Consider the following 17347-nt stretch of genomic DNA (forward strand, 5'->3'; position numbering starts at 1 on the left):
TCGGAGTGCCCCGGTTGTATGGAATTCCTGCTTATGCCGTTACAAACAGGTTGCGGCTCACTTCGGCTGATATCAGCGTGGTACGCTCCCGGTTTATCCTCAGCTCGAAGGAGTTGTCAAAGGCCACCTTGTCCAGCACTTCAACCTCGGCACCCAGCTGCAAGCCCACCTTGTCGAGGTATTGCAGGAAGGGCGGCGAGGTGTTTTTAACGGCCGATAACGTGCCGCGCTCCCCGGCGTTGAGGTCGGCCAGGAGGCGGTGGGCGGGGCGGCGCATGGCCCCGTCCTCGGTGGGAATGGGGTCGCCGTGCGGGTCGAGCACGGGGTAGCCCAGGAAGGCGTCGAGCCGGCGCATGAGCAGCGGCGACTGCACGTGCTCCAGCTCCTCGGCCACCTCGTGCACCTCGTCCCAGCTGAAGCCGAGCTGCTGCACCAGAAAAACCTCCCAGAGCCGGTGCTTGCGAATGGTGAGCAGCGCCAGCCGGCGGCCCTCGGCCGTGAGCTGCACGCCTCGGTACTTTTCGTAATTCAGCAGGCCTTTGTCGGCCAGGCGGCGCAGCATATCGGTCACGGACGCGGCGCGGGTATCGAGGGCAGCCGCGATGCGATTGGTGCTCACGCCGGGCGTTTCGGGCTCGGCCTCGGCCAGCTTAAAAACGGCTTTGAGGTAATTTTCCTCGGTTTGGCTTGGGAGTTTGGGCGGTTGGGGGCTGGACGGGGAGTCGCTCATACTGACAGGGGCGGAACAGGAAGGCCAGTGCAAAGCTGCATGTAAAAATGCGCGCTTCACACCGGCCCGAACTGCCCGCTAATAAAAACTACTTAAAATTTCAACAGCGCCGAGGCCCAGGTGAAGCCCGAGCCAAAGGCGGCCAGGCATACGAGGTCGCCGCGCTTGATTTTGCCTTCCTGCACGGCTTCGCTGAAGGCCAGCGGCACCGAGGCGGCCGTGGTGTTGCCATAGCGCTGGATGTTGCTGAACACCTTATCGTCGCTGAGGCCCATTTTCTGCTGCACGTACTGGGTGATGCGCAGGTTGGCCTGGTGCGGGATAAGCATGTCGATATCCGACGCCTGCATGCCGTTCTGGTCCAGCGCCTCCTTGATGACCTGCGGAAAGCGCACCACGGCGTGCTTGAACACGTTCTGGCCGTTCATGTAGGGGAAGAGCTCGGCTTTGTTGGCCATGATGTAGTCCACGCGGTTTTCGCGGTTTGAGCTGGGCTCCTTCACGATGAGCTCCTCGGCATGCTCGCCCTGGGCGTGCAGGTGAGTGCTGAGCAGGACGTGCTCATCGGAAGTGCTGGGGCGAAGCAGCATGGCACCCGCTCCGTCACCGAAAATGACAGAAACGCCGCGCCCTTCAGGCGTCTTGTCGAGGCCCGAGGAATGAATTTCGGAGCCCACTACGAGCACCGTGTCGTACATGCCGGTGCGGATGAACTGGTCAGCCACCGAGAGGGCGTAGATGAAGCCCGAGCACTGGTTGCGCACGTCGAGGGCGGGGCAGTTGTTGGTCATGCCCAGCTCGCGCTGCATGAGTACGCCGGAGCCGGGGAAGAAATAATCGGGCGAGAGCGTGGCGAACACAATCAGCTGCACGTCGTTGGCTTCTACGCCGGCCATTTCGAGGGCCTTGCGGGCCGCGTTAGCGCCCATATTGGCGGTGGTATCCTTGCCTTCCTCGAACCAGCGGCGCTCCTGAATACCAGTGCGCTCCTGAATCCAGGCATCGGAGGTGTTCATCATTGGTTCCAGCTCGGCGTTTTTCACCACGCGGCTCGGAACATAGTGGCCGACCCCGGCGATGAATGAGTGACGTAAAGTTGCCATGGATGGTGGGAGCATAAAGTTGGGCTGGAGGAGAAGTAACCGCCGCAGGGGCGTTAATAAATACAGTAAAGTGACTATGTGCTACGGGCAAATTGGGGCGCAAAGGTGGCAGGTTAAATCACAGTATCCAGCAAATGCCACAATTTTTTGCCTTCACCGGCCCAGAGTACGTCGCCGGGAATGCCGTGGGGGTAAAAGGAGTAGCCTTGCAGCCGTGCGGCCAGCGCTGGCCCATCGATGGGCTGCCCGAAGGTGAGCGGCAGGCCCGCGCCGTGGGCCGTCAGCAATTCCTGCCACAGCGGGTTGGGCGCGGCCAGCACCGGCAGCCCGTGCGCCAGGTACTCAAACAGCTTGGTAGGCCGGCAGCGTTCGGTGCTGGTATGCGGTCGGTAGGGCAGCAGGCCGAGGTGGCTGCAGCCTATTTCGGCCACAATGCGGGCGTGGGGCACAGGCTCGGCCCCGCCAATGAGCGAGAGCCAGGCGGGGTGCTGCGCGGCTTCTGCCAGCAGCTGCCGTAGCAGCTCGGGCTGCTGGCAGAAGCCGATGATGGTGAGCCGCACCCCGCCGGGCCACGCGGCGCGCAGCTGCCCGGCCAGGGCAAGGGCCTCCCACACGCCGTTGAGCTCGGAAATGGTGCCGGAGTACAGCAGGCGCAGCGGCTCTGTGGGTGGTGGCAGCGCGATGGGCTGAGGCCGCAGCTTTTCGCCGGGCTGGGGCTGGTATTTGTTTTCGAGCACCACAATGCGGCCCGGTGGTAGCTCATTCAGAAATGGCAGCTCGGCAGCGTAGCTGGCTTCGGCCAGAATAACGCCGGCGGCCCGCCGCGCCGCCAGCCCCTCCACCCAGCGCAGCCCGGCTGCCAGCCCGCGCCGCGTGAACCCCTGGTACACGCGCTGCGTCGAAACATTGAGGGCGTAGTTTTCGCGGATGTCGTAGAGGAACTTCCGGCCCTGGCCCAGCGCCTGCCAGAGCAGCGTGAGCGGCAGCAGTTCCGGCGCATGCACGATGACTACCCCGGGTTTGAGCCGGTGCAGGAGTTGCCCGTAGCGCCACTGCGCGGCCAGCCGGCCCAGGCTGAGGCGAGTACCACTGAAAATAGGGTGGAGGCTGTTATTTGCGGGGTTAGCGCCTGCACCGGTCGTGGCCCGCCCGGCAATGTGCACCCGGGTTCCGGCCCGTTCCGCGAGGGTTTCGGCGAACTTTCCCCGCATACGGGTATCGTCCACCGGCTTCAACACCGAGGCCAGTAGAATAACGAATTGGGGTGTTCCGGAACCATGCACGGCCCAAAGATGCTATTTTTGCAGCTTCTAAAGCGCGCTGGCATTCTCCGGCGGCTTTGCCCATTAATCCTTTCGCCTCATTAAATGGCTGACCTGCAAACCCAAATTGAAGCCGCCTGGGCCGACCGCGCCCTGCTCCAGACCCCCGAAACCAAAGCCGCCATCGAGCACGTCATCGAGGAACTCGATAAGGGCCGTCTGCGCGTGGCCACCCCGCCCACCGAAGACGGCGGCGAGTGGACCATCAACGAGTGGGTGAAAAAGGCCGTGATTCTCTACTTCCCCGTCCGCCAGATGAGCACCCAGGAAGTCGGTCCCTTCGAGTTTCACGATAAAATGCTGCTCAAAACCGACTACGCCGGCCAGCAGGTGCGCGTGGTGCCGCCCGCCGTGGCTCGCTACGGCGCGTTTCTGGCCCCTGGCGTCATCCTCATGCCCAGCTACACCAACATCGGCGCCTACGTAGGCGAAGGCACCATGGTGGACACCTGGGCCACCGTGGGCAGCTGTGCCCAGGTGGGCAAGGGCGTGCACCTAAGCGGCGGCGTCGGCCTCGGCGGCGTGCTGGAGCCCGTGCAGGCGGCCCCCGTCATCATCGAAGACGGCGCCTTCATCGGCTCGCGCTGCATTCTGGTAGAAGGCTGCCGCATTGGTAAGGAAGCTGTGATTGGCGCGGGCGTCACCATCACCGGCAGCACCAAAATTATCGACGTCACGGGCCCCGAGCCCAAGGAGTACCGTGGCTACGTGCCGCCGCGCTCGGTGGTCATTCCCGGCACCATTCCCAAGCAATTCCCCGCCGGGGAATACCAGGTGCCCTGCGCACTTATCATCGGTCAGCGCAAGCCGAGCACGGATTTGAAGACGAGCCTCAATGACGCGCTGCGGGATTTTGGTGTGAGTGTCTGAACCGCGGATTTACCGGATTTCGTAGCCGATTACTCCTGACGTTGATGTACTAAAAAAGGCTGCCCAGTGGGCAGCCTTTTTGCTTTGAATACTGGTGCGAAAGTCGGCCACAAAATCCGGTGAATCCGACCAATCCGATAAATCCGCGGTTCAGACACCCGCCTTCAGCTTTTCGCCAAACAGCGCTTTCACCTTATCCACCTTGGGGCGGGCCACAAACTGGCAGTAGGGCTCGTGGCCGTGCAGGTTGAAGTAGTTCTGGTGGTAGTCCTCGGCGGGGTAGAAATTAGGAACGGGCAGAATCTCCGTCACCACGGGGTTGGGGAAGGCGTGGCCGTCGTTTAGTTTCTGCTTGTACTCTTCAGCGAGCTGCTTTTGCTCGTCGTTGTGGTAGTAGATACCCGAGCGGTATTGCGTGCCCACGTCGTTGCCCTGGCGGTTGAGGGTGGTCGGGTCGTGGGTTTTCCAGAAGATTTCGAGCAGCTCCTTGTAGCTGATAACGGCCGGGTCGAACGTGATGTCGATAACCTCGTTGTGGCCGGTGAGGCCGCTGCAAACTTCTTTATAAGTTGGGTTGGCAATGCGGCCACCGGCGTAGCCGGAAACCACTTTTTCAACCCCGTTCAGGTTCTGAAATACGGCTTCGACGCACCAGAAGCAGCCGGCGCCAAATGTTGCTTTTTGCATGGGTAGGAAATTGATTCGTTGGTTGTGGTAACAACGCGGTAGACGTAGCGCAGGTTATTTCCTTACATCCGTAAGGTATAGAAAGAACGTCACGCCGAGCGCAGCCGAGGCGTGACGTTCTTTCTATACCTTACGCACTTCAAAAGCTATGTAACCTGAAAATCAACGACTTGCATTCAAGACGTATATTTGTTATATTGCTGTTTTTCAGTTTGTTAGTGTTTCAACTGCGTAAGTCCTATTTCTATACCTTACGGCGCGGTCCTACTTCCGCAGCCGCTCCGCCACCACTAGGTCTTTCGAACCGGCGGTGTATTGGTAGAAGCCTTCGCCCGACTTCACGCCCAGGCGGCCGGCCATTACCATGTTTACCAGCAGGGGGCAGGGGGCGTATTTGGGGTTGCCCAAGCCCTCGTGCAGTACCCGCAGAATGGCCAGGCACACATCCAGCCCGATGAAATCGGCCAGCTGCAGCGGGCCCATGGGGTGGGCCATGCCCAGCTTCATCACCGTGTCGATTTCCTCCACGCCGGCCACACCCTCAAACAGTGTGATAATGGCCTCGTTAATCATGGGCATCAGAATCCGGTTGGCCACGAAACCGGGGTAGTCGTTCACCTCGGTGGGCGTTTTGCCCAGCTGGCGCGACAGCTCCATCACCTGCTGCGTCACGGCATCGGAAGTGGCATAGCCGCGAATCACCTCCACCAGCTTCATCACCGGCACTGGGTTCATGAAGTGCATGCCAATGACCTGTTGCGGGCGCTTGGTGACGGCCGCGATTTTGGTGATGGAAATCGACGACGTATTCGAGGCCAGAATGGCCTCGGCGGGCGCGTACTGGTCGAGGTCGCGGAAAATCTGGAGCTTCAGGTCCACGTTTTCGGTGGCGGCTTCCACCACCAGGCCCACGCCGGCCACGCCTTCCTGAATGGAGGTGAAGGTTTTCAGGCGGCCCAGGGTGGCCATTTTATCATCCTCGCTCAGGGTGGCTTTAGTTACCTGACGGTCGAGGTTTTTGGTGATGGTGCCCAGGGCGCGGTCCAGGGCCGGCTGGTTGATATCAATCAGCGAGACAGAAAAACCGTGCTGGGCAAATACATGGGCAATGCCATTGCCCATGGTGCCGGAGCCAATAACGGCGACGTTCATAAGTAGCGGAAAAAGAGTGGGTGGGATAAGTTGAGCGGCCAGATAGCCTGCTACAACAAAGCTACGGCAGCATTGGCTACCCGACTTTTTGTTTGAGGTCTGGAAAATATTTTTTCGATTACCATATCCTTTTAAATAACCCCCCCGTACAATGCCCCAGAGACACTTCTCTAACATTTTTCACCTCTCCTTATCCTTCTTTAATTTTACAAAGCCATGGGCAATCTCCTGTATATCATCGCCGTAATTCTGGTTATCATCTGGGCTGTAAGCTTCTTCGGCAACTTCTTCACCGGCGGTATTATTCACGTCCTGCTGGTCATTGCCATCATCGCCATCCTCCTCCGCGTTATTAGCGGCCGAAGCGCCATCTAGCGCAACCCGAAAAGGGTAACTTATAAAACACAGAAAAGCCGCACTGGATTTCCAGTGCGGCTTTTCTGTGTTTTCGAAAATCAATTTCAGCGTTATTTTCCGAAATTAAACAGGAAGCTAAAGCGAATTACCAGCGGTGGATATAACGAAGAAATAGTGTTGTCGAAATTGTATAGGCCGACAATATCAACCGCTGCATTCTGCCCCAGATACGAGCGGTAGCCAATGCCAGCGAGGGGCGTTGCCACCGTGCGCTTGTATTTATAGAAATACAGGTTGGCATCCTGGTCAATAAGCTGCGCGTTCGTTACCTCGTATTCGGCGTGCACGAAAAACTCCTTGTACACGATGTACTGCGCGAATGCTTTAAAGCCCAGGCTGCTGGTGTTGATGCTCTTGTCGCCGTTGGCCGTAAGAACATATTGCGAGTTGTTGGGTAGGCTGAAGCTGCTGTAGGCATACGAAATGCCGGGGCCAACTGCAAACTTATCCGTGATGCGGAAGCCGATGGCCGGAGCCGCACTCACATTGAACTGGCTCAGGCCGTTGTAGGAGCTGAAGCCCAGTCCGAAGTTGGTGTAAATGAACTTCTTCGTTGGCGGCTTGTCTTCGGCGCCGCCGGCCTTCGTGGCCTTGCGGTTGGGGAAATCCAGGCCCGAAGGGGCGTCAGGCGTCGATTGTACCGGGGCGCTGAAAGTCGGCTCGGGAGTGGATTCGGGGGCTGGGGTGGCGGGCACCGGCGTGGGCCGGGGTGGGGCCGGCTGCGGCGCGGGCGGGGCCGTGTTCAGCACGGGCTTGTCCTGGGCCTGGGCCCGGAAAGCGGGCAGCCCAGCCGCCGCAACTACCAGCAGTACCGGAAACAAATGACGTTTCATGCGAAGGATTAAAAAAGAAGGTAAGTAGGGTGACGGGGCGTAGCCGGATAACGAAAGCGGCCGGAAAATTATTCATTTTCCGGCCGCCATTCGTCGATTGATTAAGCCAATTGGTACATTTTCTGGCGCTGGGCTTTCAGCGTTTCATCGGCCAGATACTCTTCGTAGTTCATCCGGCGGTCGATGATGCCATCGGGCGTGAGCTCGATGATGCGGTTGGCCACAGTTTCGATAAACTGCAAGTCGTGCGAGGCGAAAATGAGCGAGCCGGAGAATTCCTTCAGGCCGTTGTTCAGGGCCTGAATACTTTCCAGGTCCAAGTGGTTCGTCGGGTCATCCAGTACCAGCACGTTGCCGCTTTCCAACATCATTTTGGAGAGCATGCAGCGAACTTTCTCGCCGCCGCTCAGCACGTTGGGCTTTTTCTGCGACTCCTCGCCCGAAAAAAGCATCCGGCCCAGCCAGCCGCGCACAAAGCTCTCGTCCTTCTCCACCGAGTACTGGCGCAGCCAGTCCACCAGGTTCATGTTGTCGGCCTGGAAGAAGGAGCTGTTTTCCTTGGGGAAATAGCTGGGGGTGATGGTGGTCCCCCACTTATACTCGCCCTTGTCGGGCGTGGCCTCACCAAAAATAATATCGAACAGGAGGGAGGCCGCCCGGTCGTCGCGGCCCACGATGGCCACCTTATCGCCCTTATCCAGCGTGAACGACACGTTTTTCAGTACCGACTGGCCGTCTACGGTCTTGGCTACGCCATTCACTTCCAGCAGCTGGTTGCCGGCTTCGCGCTCGGGCTTGAAAGCAATGTAGGGGTAGCGGCGCGACGACGGTTTGATTTCCTCCAGCGTGAGCTTTTGCAGCAGCTTTTGGCGGCTGGTAGCCTGCTTCGATTTTGAGGCGTTGGCCGAGAAGCGGCGCACAAACTCTTCGAGCTCCTTGCGCTTGTCCTCCGTTTTCTTGTTCACGTCCTGGCGTTGGCGCAGGGCCAGCTGGCTGCTCTCGTACCAGAAGTTGTAGTTGCCGGGGTACATCGTGATTTTCGAGAAGTCCAAATCGGCCATGTAGTTACACACGGCGTCGAGGAAGTGGCGGTCGTGGCTCACCACAATCACCGTGTTCTGAAACGAGTCGAGGAAGTTTTCCAGCCAGAGCACGCTCTCCGCGTCCAGGTTGTTGGTCGGTTCGTCGAGCAGCAGCACGTCGGGGTTGCCAAACAGGGCCTGGGCCAGCAGCACGCGTACCTTTTCGCTGGCGCCGAGGTCCGACATCAGCGAGTAGTGCTTGTCTTCGGTGATGCCGAGGCCGGAGAGCAGCTCGGCTGCCTCGTAGTCGGCGTTCCAGCCTTCGAGGTCGGCAAATTCGCCTTCCAGAATGGCGGCGCGCTCGCCGTCGGCGTCCGTGAAGTCGGCCTTGGCGTAGAGGGCATCCTTCTCGCTCATCACCGCATACAGGCGCTGGTGGCCCTGAATCACGGTCTGCAGCACGGGCTGGTCGTCGTAGGCAAACTGGTTCTGCTTCAGCACGGCCAGTCGTTGGCCGGCCGGCATCTCCACCGAGCCGGTGTTCGGCTCCAGCTCACCCGACAGGATTTTCAGGAACGTGGACTTGCCCGCCCCATTGGCCCCGATGAGGCCATAGCAGTTGCCCGGCAGGAATTTAACGGTAACGTCTTCAAACAGGATGCGCTTGCCGTAGCGCAGGCTCACATTGGTGGTCGAAATCATTCAGTCAGAAAATAGTAGCTCACAAAAGCCGCGCATTGGCACGCGGCAGCCCGGCAAAATTACGCAACAGGACCTCCGTTGGAATCGTTGCGAAAAAAGTAGTTGCCAAGCCTCCCGAAAATAACTAACTAGCAGGGCAATTAGTGCCCGCAGCTACCCGCAACGGTCGCTGCCGCACCCGGCCCCACCCAGCAAAGGATAACCCTCCGCCACCGGGGCAAGTATAGGTAGTATAGTATTTGTGGCCGGCGCGCCGGCTGATTTCTCATTTTTACCTCTTACGGGCATGGCAGACAATCAATTGACTTCCGAAAGCAATGGCATCCGCATGGGCGCGTTCACGGCCGTCGTGCTGGCAGTTTATACCGGTATTGCCGCTGCAGCCGGATTTTTGGGTCAAATCGAAGCAGGTACGCTCGATATCGTAATTCTGGCGGCAGGCGTGGTGCTCTCCATTCGTCGCCTCAAGCGGGCCAAAGGGCGGCACATGTCGTATTTCCAGGGCTTTAGTACGGGCATCATCACGGCCTTGGCGGCCTCGGTGCTGCTGGGTGCCTTTTTCTGGCTGCTGGGCGGCATCAGTCAGTCTGCCATGCAGCAAATTCAGGCTCGGAACTTGTTCGGTGCAGAACTCGGAGTACTCATTGGCGGCCTAGGCATCATTTTGCTGGGCACCATGACCGGGATGGTAACGTCACTCGTTGCCATGCAGTATTTCAAAGCTTCTGAGCATCAGGCAAAAGTGAGTATGGAGTAACCGGATTTTACAGCATGATTATAAAAAAAGGCCCTGTTAAGGGCATTTTTTTGAGCTAAGTAGTATTACATTTTTTATATTTTATAAAATAAATTAGGCAAAGCAGAAACCGAATAATATCTTGCAGACGTTTCGGGGGAAATCAGCTCTTGGTTACTGACAAAAAGATATTTATTATGTTCAAGCATTCTCTCATCATCGTCTTTGTTTTAGCTTTCTTTTCGGCCCACGCTCAGATGTCAGACCGGCTTGCCGAGCATCCGACTGCAAAAATGACCGTAGCCCGGAAGTCCTCGACCGAAGCCGCCGCCATTGCCGAAACCCGGGAGATGACCAATCGGCTCCATCTCAACGAAGGCCAGTTTCTGAAGCTATTGCCCCTGAACCGCACCAGGCTGGCCGGCATGCACAACATCGACCAGCAATACCGGGCCGATGAGCCCACCCGCGCCGCCAAAGTCGCCGAGCTGGAGGCGCAGTTTGAGCAGGAATGCAGCCGTATTCTGACGCCTTCGCAGCTCAGCCAGCTGCAGCAGCAAAACGGGCAGCCCAATGATGGCCCTTCCAATGCCGGTAACGGCCTCGGCTAAAAAAAACTATTAAACGAAAAGGGCCCGCCAGATTTCTGGCGGGCCCTTTTTTTATTTCGACGATAGCGGGTCGGTGAGTACTTCGGTGACGGTGCCCAGCGGCCCGAAGCGCAGGCTGATGCAGGCGGCCCCCGAGCGGGCGTGGCCGGCGTCGCACTGGGAGCCGGGCTCCAGGTAGTAGTAGTACACTTTCTCGGTACCGGCGCGCAGCTCCTCCTCATCGGGCGGGCCGAGCAGGGCGTTTACGTCATCGGCCCGGGCTTCGTAGAGCTGCTCTTTGGCCTTGGTGAGGGCGGGCACGGCCGCTCGGCGCTGGTTTTTGCAGGCGTAGGGGTCGGCGCGCCAGGTAGCGGCATCGAAGCCGGGCACCTGGGGCAGCGCATGGCCGCAGCCAGCTAAGAGGGCGCTGCACAGAGCAGCGCCGGCCAGTTGCTTGAAAAAAGAAGAAAAAAAAGCGGCTGACATCAGAAAAAAAGCTGAATAAACGTTTGGAGTTAATAGAGACTTAGCGAAACTAAGCACTATTTTTGGCTTGGTTGTGTATAGAGGCTCGTATTAAAATTATTCAAATCTCATATAGCTTTAATTATTTGATGACCAGAAAGTTTTTTTCTGCTATTGCGCTATTGGGTCTGTTTGCTGCCGCTAATCCGGTGGCGGCACAGGACCGAAAGGTAGCCGTCGAGACGCTGCCAGCTCCGGCGCGTCGGGCCTATTACCAGGTAGCTTTCATGCAGCAGGCGGTGGCAATGTATGCCAAAATGCATCTGGGAGCTTCGGGGCTGCCGTTGCCAGTGTTCAGGGAGGGGCTGGTGGGGTACTACAACCTGCGCGCGTCGGGCAACTACGCCGCTACCCCGCCGGTACTCACCCTGATTGACTTTAGCCAATCCAGCCAGCAAAAGCGGCTGTGGGTAATCAACGTGGAGAAATGCAAAGTGCTGTTTCATACGCTGGTGGCGCACGGCAAGGCCAGCGGCGAAGACCGGCCCCTGGCGTTTTCAAACAAAGACGGCTCGGAGATGAGCAGCCTGGGCTTTTATCGCACGGCCCCAACTACTTACGTGGGCAAGCACGGCCTGTCGCTGAAAATAGCGGGCATGGACCCGGGCTTCAATTCCAACGCGGCAAGCCGGGCGGTGGTGGTGCACGGGGCCGAGTATGTGTGCGAGGATTTTGTGAAGGCGCACGGCCGCCTGGGGCGCAGCCAGGGCTGCCCGGCCCTGCCAGTGGCTGAAACGGAAGCCATTGTGAAAACCATTCGGGGAGGCAGCGTGATTTACCTGCACGGGCCGGCGGGCGCGGGCTACCGGTCGCAGTGGCTGAACGTGGACACGGCGGCTTCGGTATTTGCCAGCCAGCTCGGCGCGGGGCGAATGGAGCAATAGAATAACCAGAATTCGAAGGGTGCGTTTAAAGCGCATCGGGCGTGGCCCGTAGCAGTGAGCTATGGCTGCGCCCGTTTCTTTTTCACCCTTTTTATTTCCTGTTCCAGGCGCTTAAATCTCCGCTTCATCATTGCTATTAGACTTGTTGCGAAGTGAGTGAAGTGCGGAATTTTCGACAAACTGTACTTAAATTTAGAACATGAACTTTTCCGTAAAAAACCTCACTACTTCGCGTAAATGGCGTGCTGCCACGGGACTCACGGCGGAGCGTTTTGCGCAGCTTTTGGCGCATTTTAAGCAGGCGTATTTTCGGTTAAATGGAACAGATATGATTGAACGTGGGGCTTTTGCGCCGTATGAAGTAGCCCTTAAAACAGAAGAAGAATTACTGCTTTTCACCCTATTCAGCTTCAAAGCAAACTTGACGTATGATTTGTTGGGATTGGTCAGTGGGATGGACGGTTCCAACGCGAAACGCAACCAGGAATTAGGCATTACGGTGCTCCAAGAAGCGCTGGAGCAAACCGGGCATGCGCCAAAGCGGGAATTTGCGACAGTGGCCGAATTTGAAGCCTATTTTCAGGAACACGAGACGTTATTGGTCGATGGAACAGAGCAACGCAAGCAACGACCAGGAAATAAAGAGATGCAAAAAGACTACTATAGCGGTAAAAAAAAATACACGCCGTAAAAGAGATAGTTATTTCAACGACCATTCGCTGGATTGGTTTTATCAGCCGTTGTTACGGCGGAAGACACCACGACTACAGTGTGCTAAAAAGCATTTTACCAGTTGATAAAGAGTGGTTTAAAAAGTTCAAGGTGCGGTTGGACCTGGGGTTTTTGGGCTTCGCGAAAGACTACGTTTGCCGGAAAGTTTTTATTCCTATCAAAAAGCCGAAAGGGAAAGAACTCACCGATGAACAACGAGAAATAAATACAAAACAAGCAAGTGAACGAATTACCGTAGAGCATAGCATTGGCGGATTGAAACGTTATCGAATTTTGGAAGACCGATTACGTTTGCATAATTTGAACCTGTACAATGACGTGCTGGGAGTGTGTGCGGGCTTGTGGAATTTCAGCTTAAATCTGTGATTAATAGCTCGCAACAAGTCTATTATCGTGGCGGCGGTATCTCTGTTCGGCTACTTCTTCAACACCTCCAAAAATGAAGTGACCGGCGAAACCCAACATGTTAATATGAGCGCCGCCCAGGAAATTGCCCTGGGGGTGCAGGCCGCGCCCGAAATGGCCGCCCAGTACGGCGGCGAAAGCCCCGATGCCCGCGCCACCGCTGCCGTGCAGGCCGTGGGCCAGAAAATTATCAGCAGCACGAAGGCGGGCCAGACGCCCTACCGCTTCCAGTTCCACCTGCTGGCTGATGACCAGACCATTAATGCCTTTGCCCTGCCGGGCGGGCAGGTGTTCATCACCCAGGGCTTGCTCAAAAACCTGACTTCGGAAGGGCAGCTGGCGGGGGTGCTGGCGCATGAAATCGGCCACGTGGTAGGTCGTCACTCGGCAGCCCAAGTGGCCAAATCGAACCTGACCCAGGGCCTGGCGGGAGCTGCTACCATTGCTTCTTATGACCCCAATAGCCCCAATAGCCCCAATAGCCCCAATAGCCCCGGTAGCTCGGTGGCCAAGGCGGCCGTAGCCGCCGCAATTGCCAAGGTTATCGGCCTGCGCTTTGGCCGAAACGATGAGCTGGAAGCCGATAAGCTGGCCGTGGACTTCACGCCCAAAGCCGGCTATGACCCCCGCGCCATGATTCAGGTAATGAAGATGCTGGAGCAGCAGGGCGGCCGCAGCTCAACCCCCGAATTCCTGAGTACGCACCCCAACCCAGGCAACCGCATCGGCGAGCTGGAAAAGGAGATTGCGGCAGAATATCCGCAGGGCGTGCCAGCTGGCCTCAAGCAATAAATCACCGATTAATCGGTGATTTAGAAGTTAGGTGGTGTTAGGTTTTTGAAGTGGCCGTTGAGGCGCACCCGGTCTTTGAGGCGCTCGGTTTCGAGCACGACGGGCAGGATGGTATCGAGGTGCTCGCGCACCATCTCCTGGCGTTCCTGCTCGCTGGTGGTGGCCAGGAGCTGGTATTCCTGCTCGGTGCTGAAGCCGATGTGGTGGGCTACGTCGAAGATGCAGTAGTCGGGGGCCAGCTCCAGCAGGAGCTTGCGCAGGCCGAGGGCTTCGTAGAGCTGGCGCACCTGCTTGGTGATTATTTCGCGCAGAACCGGGTCGGGTACTTCGTCCTGCACCACGTCTTCGACGAGGCCGCCGGCGTAGAGCTTGCCGGGGGTCTGGCGGTAGAATTTGTTGATGCGGAACACGCCCACGGCTTTGGTCCGAATGTCGAGCTCGCCGCTGGCGTAGGTTTGCTCCACGCTGATGAGGCGCATTTCGGTGCCCAACTCGCTCAGGGAATTGTCGAGATAGGGCGAGATGCCAAAGGTGGTATTCTGCTCGATGCACTCGCGCACCAGCTGTCGGTAGCGGGGCTCGAAGATGTGCAGGTTCAGTTTTTCGCCCGGAAAAACGACCAGATTTAGGGGAAACAGCGGAATCAGGCGAGCCATGAGTAGCGAAACGGATAAGGGATGTAACTACCGGCTCAACAATCGGAACCGGTGGTTGGGTTTTGGGCAGCGGGCCGGAGCCCACGGCTGATGAAGCCACCGGCAAGGTAGGGGCGAAAGCCGAAACCCCGCCGGCCCCGCTACTTTTGTGCTCCATGCCATCTGCCAAGCTGATTCCCGACGTTTCCGTACTGCTCAAAAAAACCGGCCGCCTGCTGCTCCAAGTAGCGGCGGCACTGTTTCTAACTTCGTTGGCCTGGGTGCTGATTTACCGCTGGGTGGCCCCGCCCGCCACCTGGCTGATGCTGGACCGCCGCGCCCACGCGCCCGTGGGGCTGGGCTACTATGGCATTCAGGAGGAGCCCCGGCACATTCGCTACCGCTTCCGCACCCTGGATGAGGTGTCGCCCAGCGTGCCCCTGGCCCTGGTGGCGGCCGAAGACCAGCGCTTCCTCATTCACCACGGCTTCGACCTCGATGCCCTGACCAGCGCGGCCAAACGCAACTGGAACGGCGACGGCAAGCACATCGTGGGCGGCAGCACCATTTCGCAGCAGGTGGCCAAAAACGTGTTTCTGTGGCAGGGCCGCAGCTACGTGCGCAAGGCCGCCGAAGCGTATTTTACGGTTCTGATTGAGACGCTCTGGAGCAAGCGCCGCATCATGGAAATGTATCTCAGCGTGGCCGAAATGGGCGATTGCACCTTTGGGGTGGAGGCCGCCAGCCAGCGCTACTTTGGCAAGCCCGCCAGCCAGGTAAGCCCCGCCGAGGCCGCGCTGCTGGCGGGGGTGCTGCCCAACCCGCTCCGCTTCCGGGCCTCGAACCCCGGGCCCGTAGCGCGGGCCAAGCAGCTGCGGGTGCTGCGCAACATGCGCCGCCTGGGCGGCACGCGCTACGTGGCCGAAATGCTGAAATGAGCCGTTGGCTGCTCGCTTAGCCGCGTTTGGAAATTTTGTTGAAGGTGATGCTGCGCTGCAACGTCGATTTGAAGCGCGCATCAGTGACCCGGCTTTTGGCCTGGTGCTTGGTGGCGCGGCCCTGCACACGAGCGCGCCACATGCGCCAGGATGACGCCTTCAACTCGCGGCGCATCAGCTTGATAACGGCTTCTTCGGCGAGTCCGAACTGCGCCTCAATGGCTTCAAAAGGCGTCCGGTCTTCCCAGGCCATTTCGATAATGCGGTCGATGTCTTGGTCGGTTAAGGTTGGTTCAGGCATGGGGTGGACGTTTTGTAATGGAGGTCGTTTAAGCACTGGCTGAGACATCAGTAGAACAGTCGTTGCGCCGTTTTGGCTATGTGCCGGAGCAATTAATTCAGGTTTTTTGCGAGATTGGGACATCATTTATCAGCGTAGCTTCACGCATTCAATAACCCAATGGCAACTCCAAACACGATACTCGGCCTGCTGGCCTGTCTGGCCGGTACGCACTGCGCCGCCGCCCACACACCCCCCAAAACCAGCCCGGAGGCGGCCCGCCGGGCCATTGTGCAGGTGCTCACCACCCAAACGGCGGCTTGGAACCGGGGCGATATCCCCGGCTTTATGCAGGGGTACTGGCAGTCTGATTCGCTGGTGTTCATCGGCCGCAAGGGCCCCACGTATGGCTGGCAGCCCACCCTGGCCAATTATCAGAAAAACTACCCCGATGCCGCCGCCATGGGCAAGCTGGATTTCAGCGGCCTGCGGGTGTCGCTGCTAGCACCGAGCGCCGCGCAGGTGGTGGGGCACTGGCACCTGGCACGGCCAGCGGCGCTGGGCGATTTGCAGGGGTATTTCCTGTTGGTGTTGCGGCAGATTGGCGGGAAATGGGTGGTAGTGGCCGACCACACGAACAGCCAATAGGCGGCCTGCTTGTATCGACGTGCTCGGCTGTGTTGCTACACCACCAGCCCCAGCGCCGCCGCGTGCGCCGCGGCCGCGGCGTATTCCGCTACCAGCAGCATGGGCACGTTCTCCCGGCCCAGCTCCTCCACAATTGGCCCCACCAGCAGGGCCCGCGCTGGCACCTGCACATCCCGGATGTAAATGGCCAGAATGCGGCTGGGGTGCCGCCGCACTACTTCGCGGTAGATGCGGGCGTCTTCCTGGCCGCTGTCGCCGAGGAGCACGAAGGGCAGCTGGGGGTAGGTGGTGAGCAGGTTGTCGATTTCGTGCAGCTTGTGGGCGAAATGGATGGCGGCCGAGCCCGTGACGCCGGGCGGGGGCGTGGTTTTGGGGCGGGCAATACTCAGGTCGCGCAGCAGGAGCGGGCCAGTGGGGATTTCGTGCAGCCGCAGGAACTCAGCCAGCAGGTCGTAGAGGTTCCACGGGCTGCTGCTGACGAAGAAAAACGGGTTGTCGGGCTGGCCATTGCGGCCCCGCTGGAGCCGGCGGTAGAACTCGGCCACTCCCTCAAACGGCTGTTTCGACTGCGCATTGCTGAACAGCACCCGGCCCAGCATTTTAAAAATATTGGTGGCACTTGTTTCGAATACCGTGTCGTCGAGGTCGGAAATCACGCCAAACTCGGCGCTGGCGGGCGGCACCAGCACGGCGGCCTCGGTGGCAATGGCCTCGGGTGGCAGCTTCAGGAATTGGGGCAGCCGTGCCACCCGCACCGGCACCGGGTACCAGAGGTAGGCCAGGGGCGCGGGCAGCGTGTGCGGCTCGATAACGAGGGTGAAATAGCCTTCGTCGTCGGTGGTGACGAGGTGTTGGCTGCCGTCGGGCAGTTCGGCGACGAGGTCGGCCCCGGCTACTTCGCGGCTGTTGAAGCGCCGTACCATGCTGCGGAAATTGCGCCAGCGCGAGTCGGTGGCGGTGGCGGCGGTCAGGCCGGGGTCGGCCAGGAGGCGGCCTTTGATATAGAACTTCGCGGCGGTGCCATAGCTGCGGTAAGCGTCAATCTGGAGGGGCCGCAGCCAGCCGCGCCGGGCCGAAAAGCGGGTGAATAAATGGTCGGTCCACTCGGTGAGACTGGAAAGGGCAACAGGCAGCTTCATGGGGCAAACCTACGGCGGATAGCTGTAGCGCGGAATTTTAGTCCGCGTGGCCGCACGACAATTGAACGGCGCGGGCGACGCGGACCAAAAGTTCGCGCTACGGCGGCATGGCCGCGAATTGCCTTTTTTCGTAAAAACCCGACGCCCAAATCCAAGGCTCCTACACTGCTATCCATGTCCACCGCTGCCCACCCCAAAACCCGCA

The 17347-nt window shown here is 58.8% G+C and carries 21 protein-coding genes; 10 read left to right on the forward strand and 11 right to left on the reverse strand.

Features of this window, described 5'->3' with window-relative positions; all coding sequences use genetic code 11:
- Positions 1-31 precede the first annotated feature (31 nt).
- From KQ661_RS12935 to KQ661_RS12945, 3 genes are all read right to left on the reverse strand, one after another.
- Positions 32-730 (reverse strand): metal-dependent transcriptional regulator, encoded by a 699-nt coding sequence (locus tag KQ661_RS12935; RefSeq protein ID WP_216688732.1) that lies wholly within the window; start codon positions 728-730, stop codon positions 32-34.
- Positions 731-822: 92 nt separating this feature from the next.
- A complete protein-coding gene (locus tag KQ661_RS12940) occupies positions 823-1833 on the reverse strand; it encodes a 3-oxoacyl-ACP synthase III family protein (protein WP_216688733.1) in 1011 nt (336 codons plus the stop codon).
- A gap of 113 nt (positions 1834-1946) precedes the next feature.
- Positions 1947-3044: a glycosyltransferase gene (locus tag KQ661_RS12945; RefSeq protein ID WP_216727225.1), complete on the reverse strand. Its 1098-nt coding sequence runs from the start codon at positions 3042-3044 to the stop codon at positions 1947-1949.
- A 156-nt stretch (positions 3045-3200) separates the two neighbouring features.
- On the opposite strand from KQ661_RS12945, the gene KQ661_RS12950 reads away from it, so the two are divergent.
- Positions 3201-4025, forward strand: a complete 825-nt coding sequence (locus KQ661_RS12950; RefSeq protein ID WP_216688735.1) for a 2,3,4,5-tetrahydropyridine-2,6-dicarboxylate N-succinyltransferase — start codon at positions 3201-3203, stop codon at positions 4023-4025.
- Between the two features lie 150 nt (positions 4026-4175).
- Here KQ661_RS12950 and msrA read toward each other — a convergent pair whose 3' ends face one another.
- Both msrA and KQ661_RS12960 read right to left on the reverse strand, forming a co-directional pair.
- A complete protein-coding gene (gene msrA / locus KQ661_RS12955) occupies positions 4176-4712 on the reverse strand; it encodes a peptide-methionine (S)-S-oxide reductase MsrA (RefSeq protein WP_168672810.1) in 537 nt (178 codons plus the stop codon).
- 264 nt (positions 4713-4976) lie between these two features.
- The gene (locus tag KQ661_RS12960) at positions 4977-5864 is read right to left on the reverse strand and encodes a 3-hydroxybutyryl-CoA dehydrogenase (protein WP_216688736.1); all 888 of its coding nucleotides are present in this window, start codon (positions 5862-5864) and stop codon (positions 4977-4979) included.
- A gap of 216 nt (positions 5865-6080) precedes the next feature.
- Between KQ661_RS12960 and KQ661_RS12965 the strand changes: the two genes are divergently transcribed.
- Positions 6081-6239 (forward strand): lmo0937 family membrane protein, encoded by a 159-nt coding sequence (locus tag KQ661_RS12965; protein ID WP_216688737.1) that lies wholly within the window; start codon positions 6081-6083, stop codon positions 6237-6239.
- A 92-nt stretch (positions 6240-6331) separates the two neighbouring features.
- Here the strand turns inward: KQ661_RS12965 and KQ661_RS12970 are convergent, their stop codons facing one another.
- Both KQ661_RS12970 and KQ661_RS12975 read right to left on the reverse strand, forming a co-directional pair.
- On the reverse strand, positions 6332-7114 hold the full coding sequence (locus KQ661_RS12970) for a hypothetical protein (protein ID WP_216688738.1): 783 nt from the start codon (positions 7112-7114) through the stop codon (positions 6332-6334).
- A gap of 101 nt (positions 7115-7215) precedes the next feature.
- Positions 7216-8838: an ABC-F family ATP-binding cassette domain-containing protein gene (locus KQ661_RS12975; RefSeq protein WP_216688739.1), complete on the reverse strand. Its 1623-nt coding sequence runs from the start codon at positions 8836-8838 to the stop codon at positions 7216-7218.
- Between the two features lie 286 nt (positions 8839-9124).
- Between KQ661_RS12975 and KQ661_RS12980 the strand changes: the two genes are divergently transcribed.
- The gene (locus KQ661_RS12980) at positions 9125-9595 is read left to right on the forward strand and encodes a hypothetical protein (protein WP_216688740.1); all 471 of its coding nucleotides are present in this window, start codon (positions 9125-9127) and stop codon (positions 9593-9595) included.
- Between the two features lie 176 nt (positions 9596-9771).
- Complete coding sequence (locus KQ661_RS12985; protein WP_216688741.1) at positions 9772-10185, forward strand: hypothetical protein; 414 nt, start codon at positions 9772-9774, stop codon at positions 10183-10185.
- 51 nt (positions 10186-10236) lie between these two features.
- On the opposite strand, the gene KQ661_RS12990 is transcribed toward KQ661_RS12985, so the two are convergent.
- On the reverse strand, positions 10237-10650 hold the full coding sequence (locus KQ661_RS12990; protein ID WP_216688742.1) for a hypothetical protein: 414 nt from the start codon (positions 10648-10650) through the stop codon (positions 10237-10239).
- Between the two features lie 128 nt (positions 10651-10778).
- Between KQ661_RS12990 and KQ661_RS12995 the strand changes: the two genes are divergently transcribed.
- The 4 genes from KQ661_RS12995 to KQ661_RS13010 all read left to right on the forward strand — a co-directional run bounded on the left by KQ661_RS12995 (position 10779) and on the right by KQ661_RS13010 (position 13502).
- Positions 10779-11573, forward strand: coding sequence for a murein L,D-transpeptidase catalytic domain family protein (locus KQ661_RS12995; RefSeq protein ID WP_216727226.1), 795 nt, complete (start codon positions 10779-10781; stop codon positions 11571-11573).
- Positions 11574-11772: 199 nt separating this feature from the next.
- On the forward strand, positions 11773-12264 hold the full coding sequence (locus tag KQ661_RS13000) for a transposase family protein (protein WP_216686216.1): 492 nt from the start codon (positions 11773-11775) through the stop codon (positions 12262-12264).
- 41 nt (positions 12265-12305) lie between these two features.
- Positions 12306-12671 (forward strand): transposase family protein, encoded by a 366-nt coding sequence (locus KQ661_RS13005; RefSeq protein ID WP_317196152.1) that lies wholly within the window; start codon positions 12306-12308, stop codon positions 12669-12671.
- 27 nt (positions 12672-12698) lie between these two features.
- On the forward strand, positions 12699-13502 hold the full coding sequence (locus tag KQ661_RS13010; RefSeq protein WP_317196107.1) for a M48 family metalloprotease: 804 nt from the start codon (positions 12699-12701) through the stop codon (positions 13500-13502).
- Between the two features lie 20 nt (positions 13503-13522).
- On the opposite strand, the gene KQ661_RS13015 is transcribed toward KQ661_RS13010, so the two are convergent.
- Positions 13523-14158 (reverse strand): LON peptidase substrate-binding domain-containing protein, encoded by a 636-nt coding sequence (locus KQ661_RS13015; protein ID WP_216688744.1) that lies wholly within the window; start codon positions 14156-14158, stop codon positions 13523-13525.
- A gap of 155 nt (positions 14159-14313) precedes the next feature.
- On the opposite strand from KQ661_RS13015, the gene mtgA reads away from it, so the two are divergent.
- Positions 14314-15075, forward strand: a complete 762-nt coding sequence (gene mtgA / locus KQ661_RS13020) for a monofunctional biosynthetic peptidoglycan transglycosylase (RefSeq protein WP_216688745.1) — start codon at positions 14314-14316, stop codon at positions 15073-15075.
- A gap of 16 nt (positions 15076-15091) precedes the next feature.
- Here the strand turns inward: mtgA and KQ661_RS13025 are convergent, their stop codons facing one another.
- The gene (locus KQ661_RS13025; protein ID WP_216726161.1) at positions 15092-15376 is read right to left on the reverse strand and encodes a TIGR03643 family protein; all 285 of its coding nucleotides are present in this window, start codon (positions 15374-15376) and stop codon (positions 15092-15094) included.
- Between the two features lie 159 nt (positions 15377-15535).
- Between KQ661_RS13025 and KQ661_RS13030 the strand changes: the two genes are divergently transcribed.
- Entirely contained in the window at positions 15536-16003 is a 468-nt protein-coding gene (locus tag KQ661_RS13030; RefSeq protein ID WP_216688747.1) for a YybH family protein, read from the forward strand.
- A gap of 35 nt (positions 16004-16038) precedes the next feature.
- Here KQ661_RS13030 and KQ661_RS13035 read toward each other — a convergent pair whose 3' ends face one another.
- Complete coding sequence (locus KQ661_RS13035; RefSeq protein WP_216688748.1) at positions 16039-17142, reverse strand: App1 family protein; 1104 nt, start codon at positions 17140-17142, stop codon at positions 16039-16041.
- Positions 17143-17347 lie beyond the last annotated feature (205 nt).

Source organism: Hymenobacter siberiensis (assembly GCF_018967845.1).
GTDB lineage: Bacteria > Bacteroidota > Bacteroidia > Cytophagales > Hymenobacteraceae > Hymenobacter > Hymenobacter siberiensis.

Bases quoted from the DNA above. Each gene is read 5' to 3' on its own strand.
- KQ661_RS12935 (WP_216688732.1), bottom strand. From the start codon at position 730: ATGAGCGACTCCCCGTCCAGCCCCCAACCGCCCAAACTCCCAAGCCAA.
- KQ661_RS12940 (WP_216688733.1), bottom strand. From the start codon at position 1,833: ATGGCAACTTTACGTCACTCATTCATCGCCGGGGTCGGCCACTATGTT.
- KQ661_RS12945 (WP_216727225.1), bottom strand. From the start codon at position 3,044: ATGCGGGGAAAGTTCGCCGAAACCCTCGCGGAACGGGCCGGAACCCGG.
- KQ661_RS12950 (WP_216688735.1), top strand. From the start codon at position 3,201: ATGGCTGACCTGCAAACCCAAATTGAAGCCGCCTGGGCCGACCGCGCC.
- msrA (WP_168672810.1), bottom strand. From the start codon at position 4,712: ATGCAAAAAGCAACATTTGGCGCCGGCTGCTTCTGGTGCGTCGAAGCC.
- KQ661_RS12960 (WP_216688736.1), bottom strand. From the start codon at position 5,864: ATGAACGTCGCCGTTATTGGCTCCGGCACCATGGGCAATGGCATTGCC.
- KQ661_RS12965 (WP_216688737.1), top strand. From the start codon at position 6,081: ATGGGCAATCTCCTGTATATCATCGCCGTAATTCTGGTTATCATCTGG.
- KQ661_RS12970 (WP_216688738.1), bottom strand. From the start codon at position 7,114: ATGAAACGTCATTTGTTTCCGGTACTGCTGGTAGTTGCGGCGGCTGGG.
- KQ661_RS12975 (WP_216688739.1), bottom strand. From the start codon at position 8,838: ATGATTTCGACCACCAATGTGAGCCTGCGCTACGGCAAGCGCATCCTG.
- KQ661_RS12980 (WP_216688740.1), top strand. From the start codon at position 9,125: ATGGCAGACAATCAATTGACTTCCGAAAGCAATGGCATCCGCATGGGC.
- KQ661_RS12985 (WP_216688741.1), top strand. From the start codon at position 9,772: ATGTTCAAGCATTCTCTCATCATCGTCTTTGTTTTAGCTTTCTTTTCG.
- KQ661_RS12990 (WP_216688742.1), bottom strand. From the start codon at position 10,650: ATGTCAGCCGCTTTTTTTTCTTCTTTTTTCAAGCAACTGGCCGGCGCT.
- KQ661_RS12995 (WP_216727226.1), top strand. From the start codon at position 10,779: ATGACCAGAAAGTTTTTTTCTGCTATTGCGCTATTGGGTCTGTTTGCT.
- KQ661_RS13000 (WP_216686216.1), top strand. From the start codon at position 11,773: ATGAACTTTTCCGTAAAAAACCTCACTACTTCGCGTAAATGGCGTGCT.
- KQ661_RS13015 (WP_216688744.1), bottom strand. From the start codon at position 14,158: ATGGCTCGCCTGATTCCGCTGTTTCCCCTAAATCTGGTCGTTTTTCCG.
- mtgA (WP_216688745.1), top strand. From the start codon at position 14,314: ATGCCATCTGCCAAGCTGATTCCCGACGTTTCCGTACTGCTCAAAAAA.
- KQ661_RS13025 (WP_216726161.1), bottom strand. From the start codon at position 15,376: ATGCCTGAACCAACCTTAACCGACCAAGACATCGACCGCATTATCGAA.
- KQ661_RS13030 (WP_216688747.1), top strand. From the start codon at position 15,536: ATGGCAACTCCAAACACGATACTCGGCCTGCTGGCCTGTCTGGCCGGT.
- KQ661_RS13035 (WP_216688748.1), bottom strand. From the start codon at position 17,142: ATGAAGCTGCCTGTTGCCCTTTCCAGTCTCACCGAGTGGACCGACCAT.